Origin of the sequence: Pseudomonas furukawaii, assembly GCF_002355475.1 — a bacterium.
Lineage (GTDB): Bacteria > Pseudomonadota > Gammaproteobacteria > Pseudomonadales > Pseudomonadaceae > Metapseudomonas > Metapseudomonas furukawaii.
This window is the reverse complement of record NZ_AP014862.1, coordinates 3,164,568-3,180,501: the sequence shown is the minus strand read 5'-3', so window position 1 is coordinate 3,180,501 and position 15,934 is coordinate 3,164,568. Positions and strand designations below refer to the sequence as shown.

The window sequence follows — 15,934 nt, the reverse complement described above, 5'->3', positions numbered from 1 at the left end:
TGCCCCTCGGCCGAGGGGCAGGCCTTGGCCCGGCTGCGCGACGGGTGCCGCCTTCGCCACCCGGTGGCTGCACCCGAAGGCGCCCGTTCAGGGATAATGCGCCTCCCGAACCGGCGCCGGAGGCCAGGATGACCACCAAGAGCAAACCCACCCTGCAGGACGTCGCCCGCCTGGCGGGGGTGTCCGGCATGACGGTGTCGCGCGCCCTGACCAAGCCGGACAAGGTCTCGGACCAGACGCGCCAGCGTATCGAGCAGGCCGTGCGGGAGCTGGGCTACGTGCCCAACCTGGCGGCCAGCCAGTTGGTGACCCGGCGCAGCGGCATCATCGGCGCACTGATCACCACCATCACCAACCCCATTCTCGCCACCACCATCGAAACCCTGCAGCAGGGCCTGGCCCGCGCCGGCTTCCACCTGCTGATCGGCGAGACCCGTTTTTCGCAGGAGGAGGAGGGCAAGCTGCTGCGGGCCTTCCTCGGGCGCCAGCTGGATGGCCTCATCCTCGCCTACGGCTATCACTCGGTGGAAACCCTGGAGCTGCTGCAAGGCACCGATATCCCGCTGATCGAGCTCTGGGACCTGCCGGAAGGCGATGCACCCCGCGAACCGGTGGGGCAGGTGGTGGGCTTTTCCAACTGGGCCGCCGGGGCCGCCGCCGGCCGTCACCTGGTGGACTGCGGTTACCGCAGGCCGGCGTTCTTCGGCTATGACGACGAGCGCGAGAACCTGCGCTTCGCCGGCTTCCGCGAGGCCGTGATGGCGGGTTTGGGCGTCGAACCGCTGCGACTCAATACCTCGCCCGTCCCCCATATCGACGACGGGGTGGACGTGGTGCAGCGCATCGCCCGGGGCGAGATCGACTGCGATGGCGCCTTCTTCACCAACGACATGCCCGCCATCGGCGCGCTCTTCACCTGCCAGCGGCTGGGGCTGTCGGTGCCGGGGCAGCTGGGCATCTGCGGCTTCGGCGACCTGCCCATCGCCCGGGTGGCCACGCCATCGCTCACCAGCGTGCGGATTCCCGCCGAGCAGGTGGCCAACGCCACGGTGGACTTGCTCTGCCAGCGCATTCGCGGCGAGGGCGAGGCGCACGCCCAGGTGGATGTGGGTTGCGAGCTGATCGCGCGGGAGTCGACGGCGCTGAATCGCTAAGGCGTCAGGAACACCCGCACCGCCCTCGGTCCATGCGCCCCATAGAGCAGTTGCCCACCGATATCCGCCGTGCTCGATGGGCCCGTCACCAGGTGAATGGCCTCACTGTCCCGCCGTTCTTCCGCCAGCAGCACCCAGAGCCGTTCCAGGTTCGCCAGGAGCCGACGTCGCGACAACACCAGCAGATGATGCTCCGGCAGGAAGGCCAGCCTGGGCGGATGCTGCGGGTCCGCCAGCAGCGCCAGGCTGCCGGTGGCGGCTATGGCGGCGAAGGCCTCGCCCACCGCGAGGGCGTGGTCGGGACGGGCGCTGCCGAAGACCACCGGTTGGCCGTGCCAGTCGAGGGCGGCGAGCGCCGGGGCCACGGCGACGGGGCCGTCGAGGCCATGCTGTTCCCGGTATCGAATCACGGCGGCGGGAATCTCCTCCCGGCTGTGCAGGGGCATCAGGGATACACCGGTGCTGGCCAGGCGTTCCACCAGCCGGCGTTCGAGGTCCTGGGCTTCCTGCACGGCGATGGCGCCCGGTTGCGGTCGTGGGGCGGGCGCCTGCCCGGGCTCGCGTCCCAGGGCGTGGCGGACCCTCGCGAGGATGGCGGCTCGTGCATCGGTCATGTGTCGGCCTGCTTTCGTTGTTTCCAGCGTTGCTGGAAGGTGGCGCCCTGGGGGGCGGGCATGTCCCGTGTGGCCGTCCAGTTGCCGGCAAGGGGCAGGTGGCGCAGGTATCCCCGGTTGCCGGACGCCCGCTTCATGAGCCGGGCGAGGAGGGCGGTGGCGGCTCGGTAGAGCCGCGGTCGCCGGGCCAGGGCGGCCCAGAGCCGCAGGCCCCAGCGCGTCGTGGCGGGCACCAGGCGCCACTGCCACTGGCGGTTGCGCAGTTCCCGCAGCATGTCCGGCAGGGGAATCTGCATCGGGCAGACCTCCTTGCAACGGCCGTTCAGGGTGCAGGCATTGGGCAGGTCGCGGGTGCCTTCGAGGTGGGTGAGGTTCGGCGTCCACACCGAACCCATGGGACCGGGGTAGATCCAGCCATAGGCATGGCCGCCGACCCAGTTGTAGACCGGGCAGTTGTCCATGCAGGCGGCGCAGCGAATGCAGCGCAGCATCGGCCGGAAGGCGCCGGCGAGCATCTCGCTGCGGCCATTGTCCAGCAGCACCACATGGCATTCCTCCGGCCCATCGTCCAGCGGGCCGCCATAGAAGGAGGTGTAGCTGGTGAGCGGCTGGCCGGTGGCGGACAGGGCCAGCAGCTGCAGGTGGGTGCCGGCGTCGGCGAGGCTGGGCAGCACCTTCTCGATGCTGGCCAGGACGATCCGTACCCGGGGCAGCAGGCTGGCGAGATCGCCGTTGCCCTCGTTGGTGACCAGCACGTGGCGTCCGTCCTCGGCGATGAGGAAGTTGGCGCCGGTAATGCCGACGTCGGCGTCGAGGAACCGGTCCCGCAGCAACCTGCGGGCCTCGGCCAGGAGCTCCGCCGGGTCCTGCAGGTAATGCGTGCGCCCGAGTGCCTGGTGGTGCTGGTGGAACAAGGCCTGCACCTGCCGGAGCGTCTTGTGGATCGCCGGGCCGTTGATGTGGCTCGGGGGCTCGTCCGCCAGTTGCAGGATGTATTCGCCCAGGTCGGTCTCGACGCGTTGCAGACCGGCCCTGGCGAGGGCGGCGTTGATGCCCATCTCCTCGCCGATCATGGTCTTGCCCTTGATGATGCGGCGGGCCCCGGCGCTGCGGCAGATCTCCACCACCCGGGCCTGGGCGTCCTCCGGCGTCGCCGCCCAGTGGACCTGGACGCCCCGGCGGCTGGCGGCCGCCTCGTAGGCTTCCAGGTAATGGTCGAGATGGGCCAGGGTGTGATCCTTGATGGCCTTCGCCTGGTCCCGCAGGGACCGGAAGCCGCCGCTGGCCGCCACCTGGCGCCGCACATGGGCGGCGAATCGGCGGTTGTCCGCCATGGCTTCCTGCAGGTCCGGGTCGGCGAGGGCCGCCCGGACGGCGGACTTGAAGCGGTGCGCGCGCAGTTCCATCAGTGACGGCTCCGCTCGCCAATGGCCGGCTCGTCGGTCATGCCCGCCAGCAGTTCGGCGGTGTGGAATACCCGTACCGGGCTTGCCAGGCGGCTGAGCCGCCCGCTGATGGCGAGCAGGCAGCCGAGGTCGCCGCCGAGCAGGGTGCCGGCGCCGCTGGCCTCCACCTGGGCCACCTTTTCCGAGGCCATGCGGGTGGAGATGTCCGGGTACTTGACGCAGAAGGTGCCGCCAAAGCCGCAACAGGTCTCCGCGTCCGGCATCTCGTCCAGGGTCAGGTCCTCCACCGCCGCCAGCAGGTTGCGGGGTTGGGCCTTGATGCCCAGTTCCCGCAGGCCCGAGCAGCTGTCGTGGTAGGTGACGGTGCCGCTGTGCCGGACCGCTGGGCGGTAGCCCATCACCCCGTCCAGGAAGGCGAGGAGCTCGTGGCTGCGCCCGGCCAGGTCGCGGGCCCTGGGCAGCCATTGGGGATCGTCCTGGAACAGCGCGGGGTAGCCCTTGAGCAGCCCGATGCAGGACCCCGACGGCGCGACGACGTAATCGAAGCCCGCGAAGAGCGCGATCATCCGCCGGGCCAGGCTGCGGGCCTCATCCTGCGCGCCGCTGTTGAAGGCCGGCTGGCCGCAACAGGTCTGGTTCTCCGGCACCTCCACCACGCAGCCGGACGCTTCCAGCAACTGCACCGAGGCGAAGCCGACACTGGGGCGATAGAGGTCCACCAGGCAGGTATGGAACAGGGCGACTCGGGGTCGGGCGCTGGACATGGCGGCAGCCTCGGAGCGGGGTGAGCGAATGCGACGGACTCTATGTTAGCGATAACATCGGTGTCAACACATGACCCTCCAGGGCTTCCTGATGGAGAATCCGGGCTCGTTCGGATGGGGTGACAGCGGGATGGACCAGATGGGATTCGAGCTGCAGAGCTGGCTGGCGGCCAATGCGGGCGTGATCGAACGCGTGGGCGGGGAGGCATTTCCCGGTGCGCTGCTGGACGCGATCTACCAGGCGGTAGCGGTGGACAGCGCCTTCATCCTGGCCCACAGGGCCGGCCATGCGCCGCAACTGCTGGAGCGCGGGCGGGTGCTGGAAGGCCGCTGGCAGGAAGTGTCTCGCTATCTCGCCGGCCCCTATCTGCTCGACCCGGTTCACCTGGCCTGCACCGCCGGGCGGGAAGGGCTGGTCCAGTTGCGGCGGATCGCCCCGGACGACTTCGCCGAATCCGAGTACTTCCGCAGCTTCTACGCGTCTCACGGGCTGACGGACGAGGCGAACTTCCTGGTCCCCCTGGGCGCGGGGGAGGGCATTGCGATTTCCCTGGGACGGGTCGGGGTGGCGCCGGGTTTCACACCTGCCGAACTGGACGCGCTGCGGGCGGTCGAGCCCCTGGTGCGGGCGATGGCGCGCCGCCATTGGGGCCAGCCGGACTGGCCCGTGGCGCCGCGCGGCGCCGATCTGGAGGGGATTGTCCGGCGCATCGGCCAGGGCAGCCTCACGGAGCGCGAAAGCGAGGTGGCGCGGCTGATCCTGCGGGGGCACTCGTCCAAGTCCATCGCCCGGGAACTGGAGATCACCCCGGAGACGGTGCGCGTCCATCGCAAGAACATCCATACCAAGCTCGGCATCGGTTCCCAGGGCGAGCTGTTCTCGCTGTTCCTCGACGCCATCGGCTGCGAAGCGCCGGGCTCTACCTCAATCTAGGTATGGTGACGAGGGGCGCGCGTCCCTAGCCTCGCTCCAGGATTCGACCTGGAGCAGACCATGACCCCCTTCACCCTGAAACACCGCCGCGAAGGCGGCGACACCCCGCGTCTGGAACATTGGGGCGCCGATTCCGAGTACGGCGTGCTGCGCGACGTGCTGCTGGGCCCGGTGGACCATTATCACTGGCTGGAAACCAGCTCCATCTCGCGCAAGAGCCTGCGCCTGGGCTATCGCTTCGACGCCGCCGTGGCCCGCGCCCAGCATGCCGAGATGGTGGCGGCCTACCGTGAGGCGGGGGTGCAGGTGCATCTGCTGCCCACCGACCCGAACCTGAAGTACCAGGTGTTCGCCCGTGACTCCAGCGTGATGACCCCCTTCGGCCCCATCGTCACCCAGATGGCCCAGTGGTGGCGCCGGGGCGAATACGCGCCGGTGATCCAGTTCTACCAGGCCGCCGGCATCCCGATCTACGACATGATCAGCGCCGGATCCTTCGAGGGCGGCGACTTCATGATGCTGCAGCCTGGGGTGATTCTCTGCGGCTACACCGGCGAACGCTCCCAGGAGCCGGCGGTGCAGCAGATGCAGGGCTGGCTGGAGGCCGAGGGCTGGGAAGTGAAGCGCTATGGCATGGATCCCTTCTTCGTGCACATGGACGCCCTCTGCGTGATGCTCGCCGAGCGGCTGGCGGCGGTCTGCGTCGAGGCGGTGGAGCCGGAGCTGGTGGACTGGCTGAAGGCCAAGGGCATCGAGATCGTCGACATTCCGTTCAAGGACGCTATGGAACTGGGCTGCAACGTGGTGGCCCTGGGGGATGGCCGCGTCCTGCTGCCCTCCACCAGCAAGACGCTCAAGGAGAAATGCCTGGCGCTGGGGCTGAAGGTCTATGACCCGGATATCAGCATGATCGCCAAGGGCGGGGGTGGCGTGCATTGCATGTGCCAGCCCCTGCGCCGCGACCCGGCCTGACAAGGCCCGGTAGGAGCCGGCTTGCCGGCGAAGGGTGTGGAGCTGTTCGCGGGCGAGCCCGCTCCTGATATGGATTGACCTGTCAACTCTGGGTCTATTCTTTCGTTTTGTTCTTCTCCGCCAGTGGCTTCGGTTCAGGGGGTGGAGGGCGATTAGGCGACGGTGGATCACTCTGATATACGTGGGTTGGTTACCGACCTGACTTCACTTCGTCGCGGAGCTGCCCTTCTCTACGGTCGTGGGTCTGTCCTCCTCGCAGAGGACGCCACATAGGAGCGCCAGGGGTTCTCCTCACCGGCCCTCCACCCCCTGAACCGAAGCCACTGCTGCGGGTTCATGCCACGGCCTTACTACCGTGTGCCTTGCCCGCCACCGCGCAGGCGATGGCCCAGATGAATCCCGCCAGCTCCCGGGCGATGGCGGTGGTGACCTGCTGCTTGAGCTTGCCCGCCGCCAGCAGCGCTCGATAACGACCGCACAAGCGCATCTGCGCGTGCCAGGCGATGGCCTGAACCACCGCCGAGGTTTTCGCCGCGCGCGCCTCGATGACGCGTGTCTTGCGTGCCGGGAAACGGTAGTTCCACCCCGCTTCCACCAGCACCCGCCGGACATGGCCATTGCCCGTGCGGGTAATGCGGCCCTGGCGGCGTGAGCCACCGCTGGAGTGCTCGCTGGGAACCAGTCCCAGGTAGGCCATCAGCTCGCGCGGCGAGTCGAAGCGACTGAGGTCGCCCAACTCCGCCAACACCGTCATCGCCGTGATCAGGCTCACCCCGCGCAACGCCATCAGGGCTTGCGCCACCGTACCCAGCGACCAGCCGGCCAGCGCTTCGTGCATTTGCGCTTCCAGATCGGCCACCCGCCGTTGCATCGATTTAACGGTGTCGAGGTACTCCTGCAGGACGATCTGCTGCACCGGCGAGTCAAGTTTCACGCTCGCCAACCAGTGGAAATGGGCCTGGGTCCAGCGACTTTTACCGGCATAGACGTGCCCATGACGCAGCAAGAACGCGCCCAGGCGTTGCCGGCACTTCAGTTCCAGGGACTTCATGTCCTCCCGGGCGCGCGTCAAGTCGCGGATCGCTTCCTGCTCCTGATCCGGCACCCACACCGCCGTCAGCTCGCCCGCCCGATGCAGGCGCGCCAACATCAGGGCGTCCCGACGGTCGGTTTTCAACCGCTCGCCCGCCTTGCGCGGAATCAGCGAGGGCGCCACCACCACGCAACCATGGCCCAGCGCTGTCAGCTCACGGTAAAGGCCGTAGCCGCAGGGGCCGGCCTCGTAGCAGAAGCTCAACGCCTCGCCCTGCCGGCTCAGCTGCTTGAGCAGTTTGCGCAGCGCGCTGTCGCGGTTCTCGATGGTGCCGTGATAGTCCGGCTCACCGCGCCCCGGCCGTGCCACCGCGACAGCAATCGTCGCCTGGTGAACGTCCAAACCTACATAGACCTGGTTAAACTCGTTCATGACCTGTCCCCCTCGATGCGGCTCTGTGTTGGAGGTGTTTCCACCCCGAAAACATAACCCGCGCTTTCGAGGTGGGGCAGGTCAATCCATGATGTCTACGCGGGTTTGGCGCGGGGTGTGGCTTTGTAGGAGCCGGCTTGCCGGCGAAGGGTGTGGAGCTGTTCGCGGGCGAGCCCGCTCCTACGCGCGCTTGGCGCGGGGTGTGGCTTTGTAGGAGCCGGCTTGCCGGCGGAGGGTGTGGAGTTGTTCGCGGGCGAGCCCGCTCCTACGCGCGCTTGGCGCGGAGTGTGGCTTTGTAGGAGCCGGCTTGCCGGCGAAGAGTGTGGAACTGTTCGCGGGATGGCGCGGGCCCGGCGTCATGCCGGCTTGGGTTCGGCCCATTGCAGGAGCCAGTCGGCGAAGCGCTGAAGCTTGGGGTCGCGGTTTTCGCGCGGCACCACCACGTAGTAACTGCCGCTGATGAGCGGCTCCTGGCTGGCGATCACCAGGCGGCCGTCCGCCACTTCCCGAGCGACGAAGAAGGCCGGCAGCACCGTGACGCCCAAGCCATGCAGGGCGGCGTCGAGGACGAACTGGAAATGCTCCAGGCGCTGGCCGGGCAGGGCTTCGATCTCGCGGGAGCTGAGTCCGGCCGCCTGCAGCCAGAGCTGGGTTGAGGACTTGGTCAGGCTGGTCAGCGAGCTGTGGTGCAGGAGCGGATAGCGCAGGATGTCCCGTCGCTCGACGATGGGGCCGAAGCGCTCCAGCAGGTCCGGCGTGCACACGGCGACCATTTCGCCGGCCATGAGAAAGCGCGCGTCGAACGCCGGCCAGTCGCCATCGCCATAGAGAATGCCCACGTCGTAGCCCTCGTGCTGGTCATAGAGCCGGCGCAGGTCGTTCATGATCGCCAGTTCCACCTCCGGGTTGAGGCGCGCGTATTCCTTCAGGCGCGGCAACAGCCAGCGGGTGGTGAAGGAGGGCTCGGCGCCGACCCGCAAGCGCCCCGAATGGCTGCTGCGTACCCGCAGGGTGGCGGCTTCCAGTTGGTCCAGCAGCAGGCTGACTTCCTGCACGTACTCGCGGCCTTCGTCGGTGAGCAGCAGGCGCTGGCGGACCTTCTCCACCAGGGTGCAGCCCAGCATCTCCTCCAGGTTCTTGATCTGCCGGCTGACGGCGCTCTGGGTGAGGTTCAGCTCCTCGGCCGCGCGGGTCACGCTCATGTGCCGGGCGAACGCGGCGAAGCAGCAGAGGGAGATCATGCTGGGAAGCTGTCGGCGCATAGGAGTTCATGACGAATTGGAATGAAGATCTGCAAGATAAATCGATATTCGCCCCCCCGGCAAGGGGCCTAACCTGCGGCTCGAGGGTGAATGAGGGCGGCGGCGCGACAGGAGGGAGCGTCCGTACAGGGAAGTGGCCGGCATCACCCGCGTTGTCCCACTACGGCGGATTCCCTGATGAAGCAAGAACAATCGGAACAGACCCTTCGAACCGACCTGGCGGCGGCCTACCGGCTGCTGGCCCTGAACGGCTGGAGCGACCAGGTCTTCACCCATATCTCGGTGCGCCTGCCCTCTGACGAGCCGGCCTTCCTGATCAACGAGTACGGCCTGCGCCCGGAAGAGGTGACCGCGTCCAACCTGGTGCCCATCGACGTCAACGGCAGGAAGCTGGATGACCGCTTTCCGGAGGTGAACCCGGCCGGTTTCACCATCCACAGCGCCATCCACATGAACCGGCACGACGCGGTCTGCGTGATGCACACCCACACCCTGGCCGGCATGGCCGTGGCGGCGCTGGAGGAGGGCCTGCTGCCCCTCAACCAGACCAACATGACCTTCTACGACCGCATCGCCTACTACGACTACGAGGGCGTGCCGCTGGACCTGGAAGTCCGTGGGCGCATCGTCGCCGCCCTGGGCGACAGCAAGGCCATGATCCTGCGCAACCACGGCCTCCTGACCACGGGCCGCAGCGTCGCCGAGGCCTACTTCCTCATGTACTACCTGAACCAGGCCTGCGAGATCCAGCTGGAAGCCATGAAGGCCGGCCGCACGCTGATCGTCCCAGGCCACGATGCCTGCGAGTTCACCGCGCGCCAGTTGAACGACGAGCGCTATCACCTGGAAAGCGTGGACCTGGTCTGGAAGGCGGAGCTGCGCCGGCTGGATCGCCTGGACCCGTCGTTCAGGGGCTGACGCCCGCAACGGAAACGCTTGATGCCCTGGTGCGAACCGGCCAGCCGCGAGCGGCCGGAGCGAGAACCACTACAACTACAAGAAGGTATGCCCCATGCAAGAACAACCCGATTCCGGAGCGGTGATGCGTCAGCCCGGCAACCCCCTGAGCCAGTACAGCGCCACGCAACTGCTGCGCTTCCTGATTCCGTCGCTGATCGGCGTGCTGCTGTTCCTCGTCCCCTTCGATATCAACGGCAAGAGCAACATCCTCATCGCCTACCTGATCGACTACATCAACGATGTGGTCAAGCCGATGATGGTGCCGGTCACCGTAGGCGTCGCCACCCTTCCCAGCCTGCTCACCGTCATCGTCAGCTTCAGCGCGCTGAAGAAGAATCCGAACCGCTTCGTGCAACTGTTCAATCCGGGCCTGGGCTGGACCCTGGTGCGCGCCGTGGGTGCGGTGCTCATGGTGATGACCTACTGGAAGGTCGGGCCGGAGTGGATCTGGCACCGCAACACCGGCGGCGTGATGCTCTATGACGTGGGGCCGGTGGTGCTGGCCATCTACCTGCTGTCGGCCGTGCTGCTGCCGCTGCTCACCGACTACGGCCTGATGGAGTTCGTCGGCACCCTGGTCAGCCGTGTCTTCGAGAAGCTGTTCGGCCTGCCGGGCCGGGCCGCGGTGGACTGCATGGCGTCCTGGCTGGCGGCGTCCAGCGTGGGCATCATCCTCACCACCCAGCAGTACCGCCAGGGCTTCTACTCCAGCCGCGAGGCCTGCGTGATCGCCACGAACTTCTCCATCGTGTCGATCGCCTATTCCTACCTGCTGCTGAAGCTGATCGGCATGGAGCACGTCTTCGTGCCCTGGTACCTCTCGGTGGCCGTTACCGGCGTGCTCTGTGCGCTGATCGTGCCCAAGCTGCCGCCGCTCCGGGGCAAGCCGAACAGCTACGATCCGCTCGTCGGCAAGCAGCTGAAGACCGACCGCCGCGAAGGCGAGGGCCTCGTGGCACTGGGTCTGCGCCGCGCCGTGGAGCGCGCCGACACCGCGCCGTCGCCCTTCACCCAGCTCAAGCATGGCCTGCATGTGAGCATGGACATCGCCATCTCCGTGTACCCGGCGATGATGGTGATCGGCTGCCTGGGCCTGTCCCTGGTGGAGTTCACGCCGCTGTTCAAGTACCTCTCGATGCCGCTGGTGCCCTACATGGAGCTGCTGCAGCTGCCGGAAGCCGACAAGGCCGCTCCCGCGCTGCTGGCTGGCATGGTGGATAGCATCATGCCGTCGATCCTCGGGGCCAGCATCGAGAGCGAGGTGACCCGCTTCGTGATGGTGGGCGTGGCGGTGAACCAGATCATCTTCTTCACCGAGGCGGCCATCCTGCTGCTGCGCGCCAACATCGGCCTGCGCCTGCGCGACCTGCTGATGATCTATGTGGTCCGGGTCCTGGTGTCCCTGCCCATCCTCGCGCTGCTCGCCCACCTGATCGTGGGTTGAGCCTCCGGCCGGGGCGTCTCCCACGCCCCGGCCCGACAACAACATGCATTGCTTGTGGATTTCACTGCCATGGACAAACACACCGACTATCGCTCGTCGAACATTCCGGGCGCCCTGGGCGCCGCCGACCTGGTGCTCACCAACGGCCGCATCTACACCGTCGACGAGGCCAAGCCCTGGGCCGAGGCGGTGGCCATTCGCGGGGGGCATTTCATCGCGGTGGGCAGCAACGCCGAGATGGATGACCTGATCGGCCCGCGTACCGAGGTCCGTGACCTCAAGGGCCGTTTCGTCATGCCCGGGATCTACGACATGCACACCCACCCGGACCTGAAGCTGGCGCCCGGCTATGCCGGGTACCTGGAAGTGGGCGTGGAGGACCCGACCCCGGCGCAGGTGCGCCAGGCCATCCTGGACTACGCCGCCGCCCACCCCGGCGATGGCTGGGTCTACGGCCAGTACTTCGTCCGCTACACCTTCAAGCAGGCGGGCCTGGTGGCCGACCGCGACTGGCTGGACAGCGTCCTGCCGGACCGCCCGGTGGCCATCCTCGACCGTTCCTGGGGCTGCATGATGGTCAACTCCAGGGCCCTGGAACTGGCCGGCATCGACCGCGACACCCCGGACCCGCGCCACGGCTATATCGAGCGCGACAGCGTCACGGGTGAACCCACCGGCATCCTGGTGGACGGCGCCTACGCCATGGTCCACGCGGCCATGCCGCCGACGCCGCAGCACGCGCTCAAGCGTGCCTACCGCGAAGGCGTCTGGTTCCAGAGCGGCCACGGCGTAGTCGGCACCAAGTACGTGCACGTCTGCGAGCACCGCCTGAATGCGCTGAAGTCCATCGACCAGGCCGGCGAGCTGTCGGTGCGGGTGGAAGCCGCCATCAGCTGGCAGGACGACATCTTCCCGGTGAAGCGCCGCTGGGAGTTGCTGGCCGGCGAACGCCACTACTACCGCAGCGCCCGCCTCAACGCCAACGCGGTGAAGTTCCATTTCGACGGCACCCATGAATCCCGTTCGTCCTACCTGTCCAGCGCCTGGCCAGGGGACAGCAGCTGGCGCGGCCACCTCAACCTGACCCCGGAACACATCACCGACATGGTGGTGGACATGGACCGCAAGGGCATCCGGGTCATCGCCCACTGCACCGGGGATGGCGCCTCGGACCTGTTCCTCGACGCGGTGGCCGAGGCCCGCCGGCGCAACGGCGACAGCGGCGTGCGCCACCAATGCGCCCACAGCACCACCTTGCTGGACGCCAACCTGCCGCGCTTCGCCGAGCTCAAGGTCACCGCCGAGTTCTCCCCGGTGGGCTGGTTCCCCTCGTCCTTCGCCTATGCCCGCGCGGTGTTCGGCGAGGATCGCATGCAGCGCGCCTACAACTTCAAGGGCGTGCTGGAGCAGGGCGGCGTCGCGGTGATGGGCACCGACTGGCCGGTGTCCAGCATCAACCCCTGGATCGGCTTCGAGGCCATGGTCACCCGCGAGAACCCCTTCGGCGAGGAAGCCGGTCGCTTCTATGGCGAGCCGATCTCCCTCGAGCAGGCGATCCGCGTGATGACCCTCAACGGCGCCTGGTGCATGGGCATCGACGACAAGGCCGGCTCCATCCAGGTGGGCAAGTCCGCCGACCTGATCGTGCTGGACCGCAACCTGTTCGAGGTGTCGCCCAAGGGCAACATCCACAACACCCAGGTGCAGCTGACCCTCCTTGAGGGCGAGGTGACCTGGGATCGCCACGGCGAGTTCGACGACAGCCGCCACGCCGCTACCTGGCGCGGCGAGCTGCCGAACTTCTGAACCCATCCCACGGAGGCAGGACCATGACCAGACAGGCTCCCATTCCGGTCACCCTGGTGTCGGGATTCCTCGGCGCCGGCAAGACCACCTTGCTCAACCGCATCCTCAACAGCGATCACGGGCTGCGCATGGCGGTGATGGTGAACGACTTCGGCGCGATCAACATCGACAGCGACCTGATCGTCAGCCAGACCCAGACCACGGTGAGCCTGGCCAATGGCTGCATCTGCTGCACGGTGGAAAGCGACCTGATCGAGCAGCTCGCGCGCCTGCTGGATGATCGCCAGAACCGCCCCGAGTACATCGTCATCGAGGCCAGCGGTGTTTCCAACCCGAGCAAGATCGCCAACACCCTGCGCTATCCGCAGTTCCGCCAGGACCTGTCCATCGACAGCATCATCACGGTGGTGGATGCCGAGCAGTACGGCGACCTGCAGGGCGAGATGGCGCAGCTGGCCATGGAGCAACTGGACGTGGCCGACATCATCGTGCTGAACAAGCTCGACCGGGTGTCCGCCGAACAGGTGGCGGCACTCAAGGCCCGCTGGCTCTACCCCCGCGCCCGGGTGCTGGAAAGCCGCTACGGCGACGTGCCGCTGGAACTGGTGCTGGGCGTGGGTCGCTTCCGCAGTGCCTGGAGCTTTACCCCGGCTACGGCGGCGCCGCTGCTGGGGGACTCTCGACCGCAGGATCACTCGGCCCTGTTCGATACCTGGAGCTTCGCCTGCGACCGGCCGCTGTCCCTCAAGGCGCTGCGCCAGGCCCTGGCCAGCCTGCCGACGGAGATCTACCGCGCCAAGGGCGTGTGCCGGATCGCCGAAGTGCCAGACAAGCGCTGCGTGCTGCACCTGGTAGGTGCCCGCAGCGAGATCCTGCCGGAGCAGGGCTGGGCGGGACGTGAACCCGGCACCCGGCTCATCCTGATCGGGCGCCGAGGCGCCCTGGACCCGGCCGACCTGCAGGCGCGATTCGAGGCGTGCGTGGCCTGACAGGGCTGATTGGCATCGCAGGAGCCGGCTTGTCGGCGAAGGGCGCGGACTGCTTCGCGAGCGTGTGCGGGGCCTGGTGTCGTAGGAGCCGGCTTGCCGGCGAAGGGTGCGGACTATTTCGCGAGCCTGTGCGGGGCTGATGTCGTAGGAGCCGGCTTGTCGGCGAATAGCGCGGACTGCTTCGCGAGCGAGCTCGCTCCTACAAAAAAGCAGAAGGCGCCACAGGGGGCGCCTTCTGCCTTTCGAGGGGTGCATACATCGTGATTGCCTGCCTCTGAACGGTTGCGGAATCAGCTGATGCGGTTGGCGCCTACGCGGTCGGAGCCACCTTCAGCGACATCGAAGCCCTTGGTGCGGTCGGAACCACCTTCGGCGACATCGAAGCCCTTGGTGCGGTCGGAACCACCTTCAGCGACATCGAAGCCCTTGGTGCGATCGGAGCCGCCTTCAGCGACATCGAAGCCCTTGGTGCGGTCGGAGCCACCTTCGGCGACATCGAAGCCCTTGGTGCGATCGGAGCCGCCTTCAGCGACATCGAAGCCCTTGGTGCGGTCGGAGCCACCTTCGGCGACATCGAAGCCCTTGGTGCGGTCGGAACCACCTTCAGCGACATCGAAGCCCTTGGTGCGATCGGAGCCGCCTTCAGCGACATCGAAGCCCTTGGTGCGGTCGGAGCCACCTTCGGCAACATCGAAGCCCTTGGTGCGGTCGGAACCACCTTCGGCGATATCGAAGCCTTTGGTACGGTCGGAGCCGCCTTCGGCTACGCGGTGGATCGAGGTGCGGTCGGAACCACCTTCAGCGACGGTGCCCTGGGGCAGGGCGAAAGCAGTGGCGGACAGGCTGGCGATGAACAGGCTGGCAAGGATTTGCTTTTTCATGACGGGCACCTCGGTGAGGAAGGGGTTGGAATTCGTCTACGGGGCCCATGTTACCGATGAGATTTCGATGAAGAAGTGATCCTCGCTGATGGTTGCCATCGATGTCGGTGATAGTTGTTTTAATCCATATAAAACAATGTCTTATAAATAAAATCTGATCATTATCGCGCTTCGCTCAAGAGGCTTTTGCGTGGATATTTATAATCGATAGCATCGATATATAGGGCTGATAGGCTGCTGCAATGATTCCGCGAGGAACCGTCGAGAAAGGGTTCGAAGGGGCGGGAGCTGGGCGTTGGGGCGGGGAATGAGCCGGGCGCAAGGCCCGGCGAGGCGAGGGCGCTTGGGCCGTCGCTCAGCGTTTGCCCATGGAGCGGCGGGAGCCGCGAGGGGCGGGGTGCATGCGCTGGCCACGGTCGTGGCCCTTCAGGGTCTGGTGCCAGGGAATGTTCGGCTTCTTCGGCTTGGCCACGGGGGCTTCGGCTGCAGGGCTTTCCTGGTTCTGGGCGTCGGCCTGGTCGAGGTCTTGGCTGGTCATGGTGGTTCCGCTCGTTTCGGGCTTGGCCCGTGGTCGGGCCGGAGGCGCGCATCATACACCATGGGCGGGCCCCGGGCCTCCGGGGAGCATTCCGGAGGCCCGCGGATTCAGGCTGTTTGCGGGTGCGACGGGCCCGTGTGCTCCATGTTCGGGTCGACGTGGTTGATGGTGAAGAGGATGTGCTCGGGATCCGTCAGTGACGGCACCATGGTCCAGCGGTCGATGGGCTCGTTGCCCACGCGCACCATCCCGGTGTGGCTGAGCTGGTTGGCATCCACCTGCGGGTCGACATCGTAGAAGCCCAGGGCATAGCGCAGTTCCAGCATGTCCTGGGGGTCGCCGGTGAAGAAGTCCCAGTTGGGCCCGATCCGGTAGCGATCGATGTATTCCTGGAGGTGCCTTGGCTGGTCCAGTTCCGGCTGCAGCGTCAGCGAGTACATGAAGACGTCCCGCCCCAGCCGGTCTCCCAGCATCCGCTGCACCTTGCGCAGGTTGGCGATGGAGGTGGGGCAGCTGTTTCCGCAGTTGGTGTACATCATGTTCAGGGCCACCACCTTGCCGCGCACCAGGTCGTCGTAGAAGGCGAACCGGCGCCCCTGCTGGTTGAACAGGGGCGTATTGGGCAGGTTGCGGGTACCGGGCCGCCCCGGTCGGGTTTCCCGGCTGCCACCCAGGGCGCCCAGGGCCATCAGCCCGAGCACGCCAGCGCCGAGACCGCCGATGAGGTTTCTTCGAGTGTTCATGG

15 protein-coding genes are annotated in these 15,934 nt (G+C 67.1%); 7 read left to right on the top strand and 8 right to left on the bottom strand.

From position 1 onward, the window contains the following. Window positions 1-128: 128 nt before the first annotated feature. On the top strand, window positions 129-1,154 hold the full coding sequence (locus KF707C_RS14865; protein WP_003449478.1) for a LacI family DNA-binding transcriptional regulator: 1,026 nt from the start codon (window positions 129-131) through the stop codon (window positions 1,152-1,154). Here KF707C_RS14865 and KF707C_RS14860 read toward each other — a convergent pair. Genes KF707C_RS14860 through KF707C_RS14850 form a run of 3 tightly spaced genes read right to left on the bottom strand, consistent with a single transcriptional unit; the run spans window position 1,151 to window position 3,938 of the window. Then, window positions 1,151-1,768: a LutC/YkgG family protein gene (locus tag KF707C_RS14860; protein WP_003449474.1), complete on the bottom strand. Its 618-nt coding sequence runs from the start codon at window positions 1,766-1,768 to the stop codon at window positions 1,151-1,153. The two genes, KF707C_RS14865 and KF707C_RS14860, sit on opposite strands and share 4 nt — an antisense overlap. Continuing rightward, window positions 1,765-3,174 (bottom strand): lactate utilization protein B, encoded by a 1,410-nt coding sequence (locus KF707C_RS14855; protein WP_003449472.1) that lies wholly within the window; start codon window positions 3,172-3,174, stop codon window positions 1,765-1,767. Before KF707C_RS14855 ends, KF707C_RS14860 begins: the two co-directional genes overlap by 4 nt. Continuing rightward, window positions 3,174-3,938, bottom strand: coding sequence for a (Fe-S)-binding protein (locus tag KF707C_RS14850; RefSeq protein WP_003449469.1), 765 nt, complete (start codon window positions 3,936-3,938; stop codon window positions 3,174-3,176). The genes KF707C_RS14855 and KF707C_RS14850 overlap by 1 nt, the downstream gene beginning before the upstream one ends. A 70-nt stretch (window positions 3,939-4,008) precedes the next feature. On the opposite strand from KF707C_RS14850, the gene KF707C_RS14845 reads away from it, so the two are divergent. Continuing rightward, window positions 4,009-4,872: a helix-turn-helix transcriptional regulator gene (locus KF707C_RS14845; protein WP_003449466.1), complete on the top strand. Its 864-nt coding sequence runs from the start codon at window positions 4,009-4,011 to the stop codon at window positions 4,870-4,872. A 60-nt stretch (window positions 4,873-4,932) separates the two neighbouring features. Next, window positions 4,933-5,844 carry a dimethylarginine dimethylaminohydrolase family protein gene (locus KF707C_RS14840; RefSeq protein ID WP_003449463.1) on the top strand — a complete coding sequence of 304 codons (912 nt, stop codon included), beginning with the start codon at window positions 4,933-4,935 and terminating at the stop codon, window positions 5,842-5,844. Window positions 5,845-6,178: 334 nt separating this feature from the next. Here the strand turns inward: KF707C_RS14840 and KF707C_RS14835 are convergent, their stop codons facing one another. Both KF707C_RS14835 and KF707C_RS14830 read right to left on the bottom strand, forming a co-directional pair. Next, window positions 6,179-7,309, bottom strand: a complete 1,131-nt coding sequence (locus tag KF707C_RS14835; protein WP_096368012.1) for an IS110 family RNA-guided transposase — start codon at window positions 7,307-7,309, stop codon at window positions 6,179-6,181. 356 nt (window positions 7,310-7,665) lie between these two features. Further along, window positions 7,666-8,571 (bottom strand): LysR substrate-binding domain-containing protein, encoded by a 906-nt coding sequence (locus KF707C_RS14830; protein ID WP_003454585.1) that lies wholly within the window; start codon window positions 8,569-8,571, stop codon window positions 7,666-7,668. A gap of 177 nt (window positions 8,572-8,748) precedes the next feature. Between KF707C_RS14830 and KF707C_RS14825 the strand changes: the two genes are divergently transcribed. The 4 genes from KF707C_RS14825 (at window position 8,749) to KF707C_RS14810 (ending at window position 13,770) form a co-directional block, all read left to right on the top strand. Next, the gene (locus KF707C_RS14825; RefSeq protein WP_003454584.1) at window positions 8,749-9,489 is read left to right on the top strand and encodes a class II aldolase/adducin family protein; all 741 of its coding nucleotides are present in this window, start codon (window positions 8,749-8,751) and stop codon (window positions 9,487-9,489) included. A 94-nt stretch (window positions 9,490-9,583) separates the two neighbouring features. Next, on the top strand, window positions 9,584-10,975 hold the full coding sequence (locus tag KF707C_RS14820; RefSeq protein ID WP_003454580.1) for a YjiH family protein: 1,392 nt from the start codon (window positions 9,584-9,586) through the stop codon (window positions 10,973-10,975). Window positions 10,976-11,044: 69 nt separating this feature from the next. Next, complete coding sequence (locus tag KF707C_RS14815; protein WP_003454578.1) at window positions 11,045-12,781, top strand: amidohydrolase; 1,737 nt, start codon at window positions 11,045-11,047, stop codon at window positions 12,779-12,781. Window positions 12,782-12,804: 23 nt separating this feature from the next. Continuing rightward, a complete protein-coding gene (locus KF707C_RS14810) occupies window positions 12,805-13,770 on the top strand; it encodes a CobW family GTP-binding protein (RefSeq protein WP_003454575.1) in 966 nt (321 codons plus the stop codon). Window positions 13,771-14,060: 290 nt separating this feature from the next. Here the strand turns inward: KF707C_RS14810 and KF707C_RS14805 are convergent, their stop codons facing one another. From KF707C_RS14805 to KF707C_RS14795, 3 genes are all read right to left on the bottom strand, one after another. Beyond that, window positions 14,061-14,651, bottom strand: coding sequence for a hypothetical protein (locus KF707C_RS14805; protein WP_096368033.1), 591 nt, complete (start codon window positions 14,649-14,651; stop codon window positions 14,061-14,063). Between the two features lie 355 nt (window positions 14,652-15,006). Next, window positions 15,007-15,189, bottom strand: coding sequence for a hypothetical protein (locus KF707C_RS14800; RefSeq protein WP_003455898.1), 183 nt, complete (start codon window positions 15,187-15,189; stop codon window positions 15,007-15,009). 107 nt (window positions 15,190-15,296) lie between these two features. Further along, window positions 15,297-15,932 carry an SCO family protein gene (locus KF707C_RS14795; RefSeq protein ID WP_003455899.1) on the bottom strand — a complete coding sequence of 212 codons (636 nt, stop codon included), beginning with the start codon at window positions 15,930-15,932 and terminating at the stop codon, window positions 15,297-15,299. Between the last annotated feature and the right edge of the window lie 2 nt (window positions 15,933-15,934).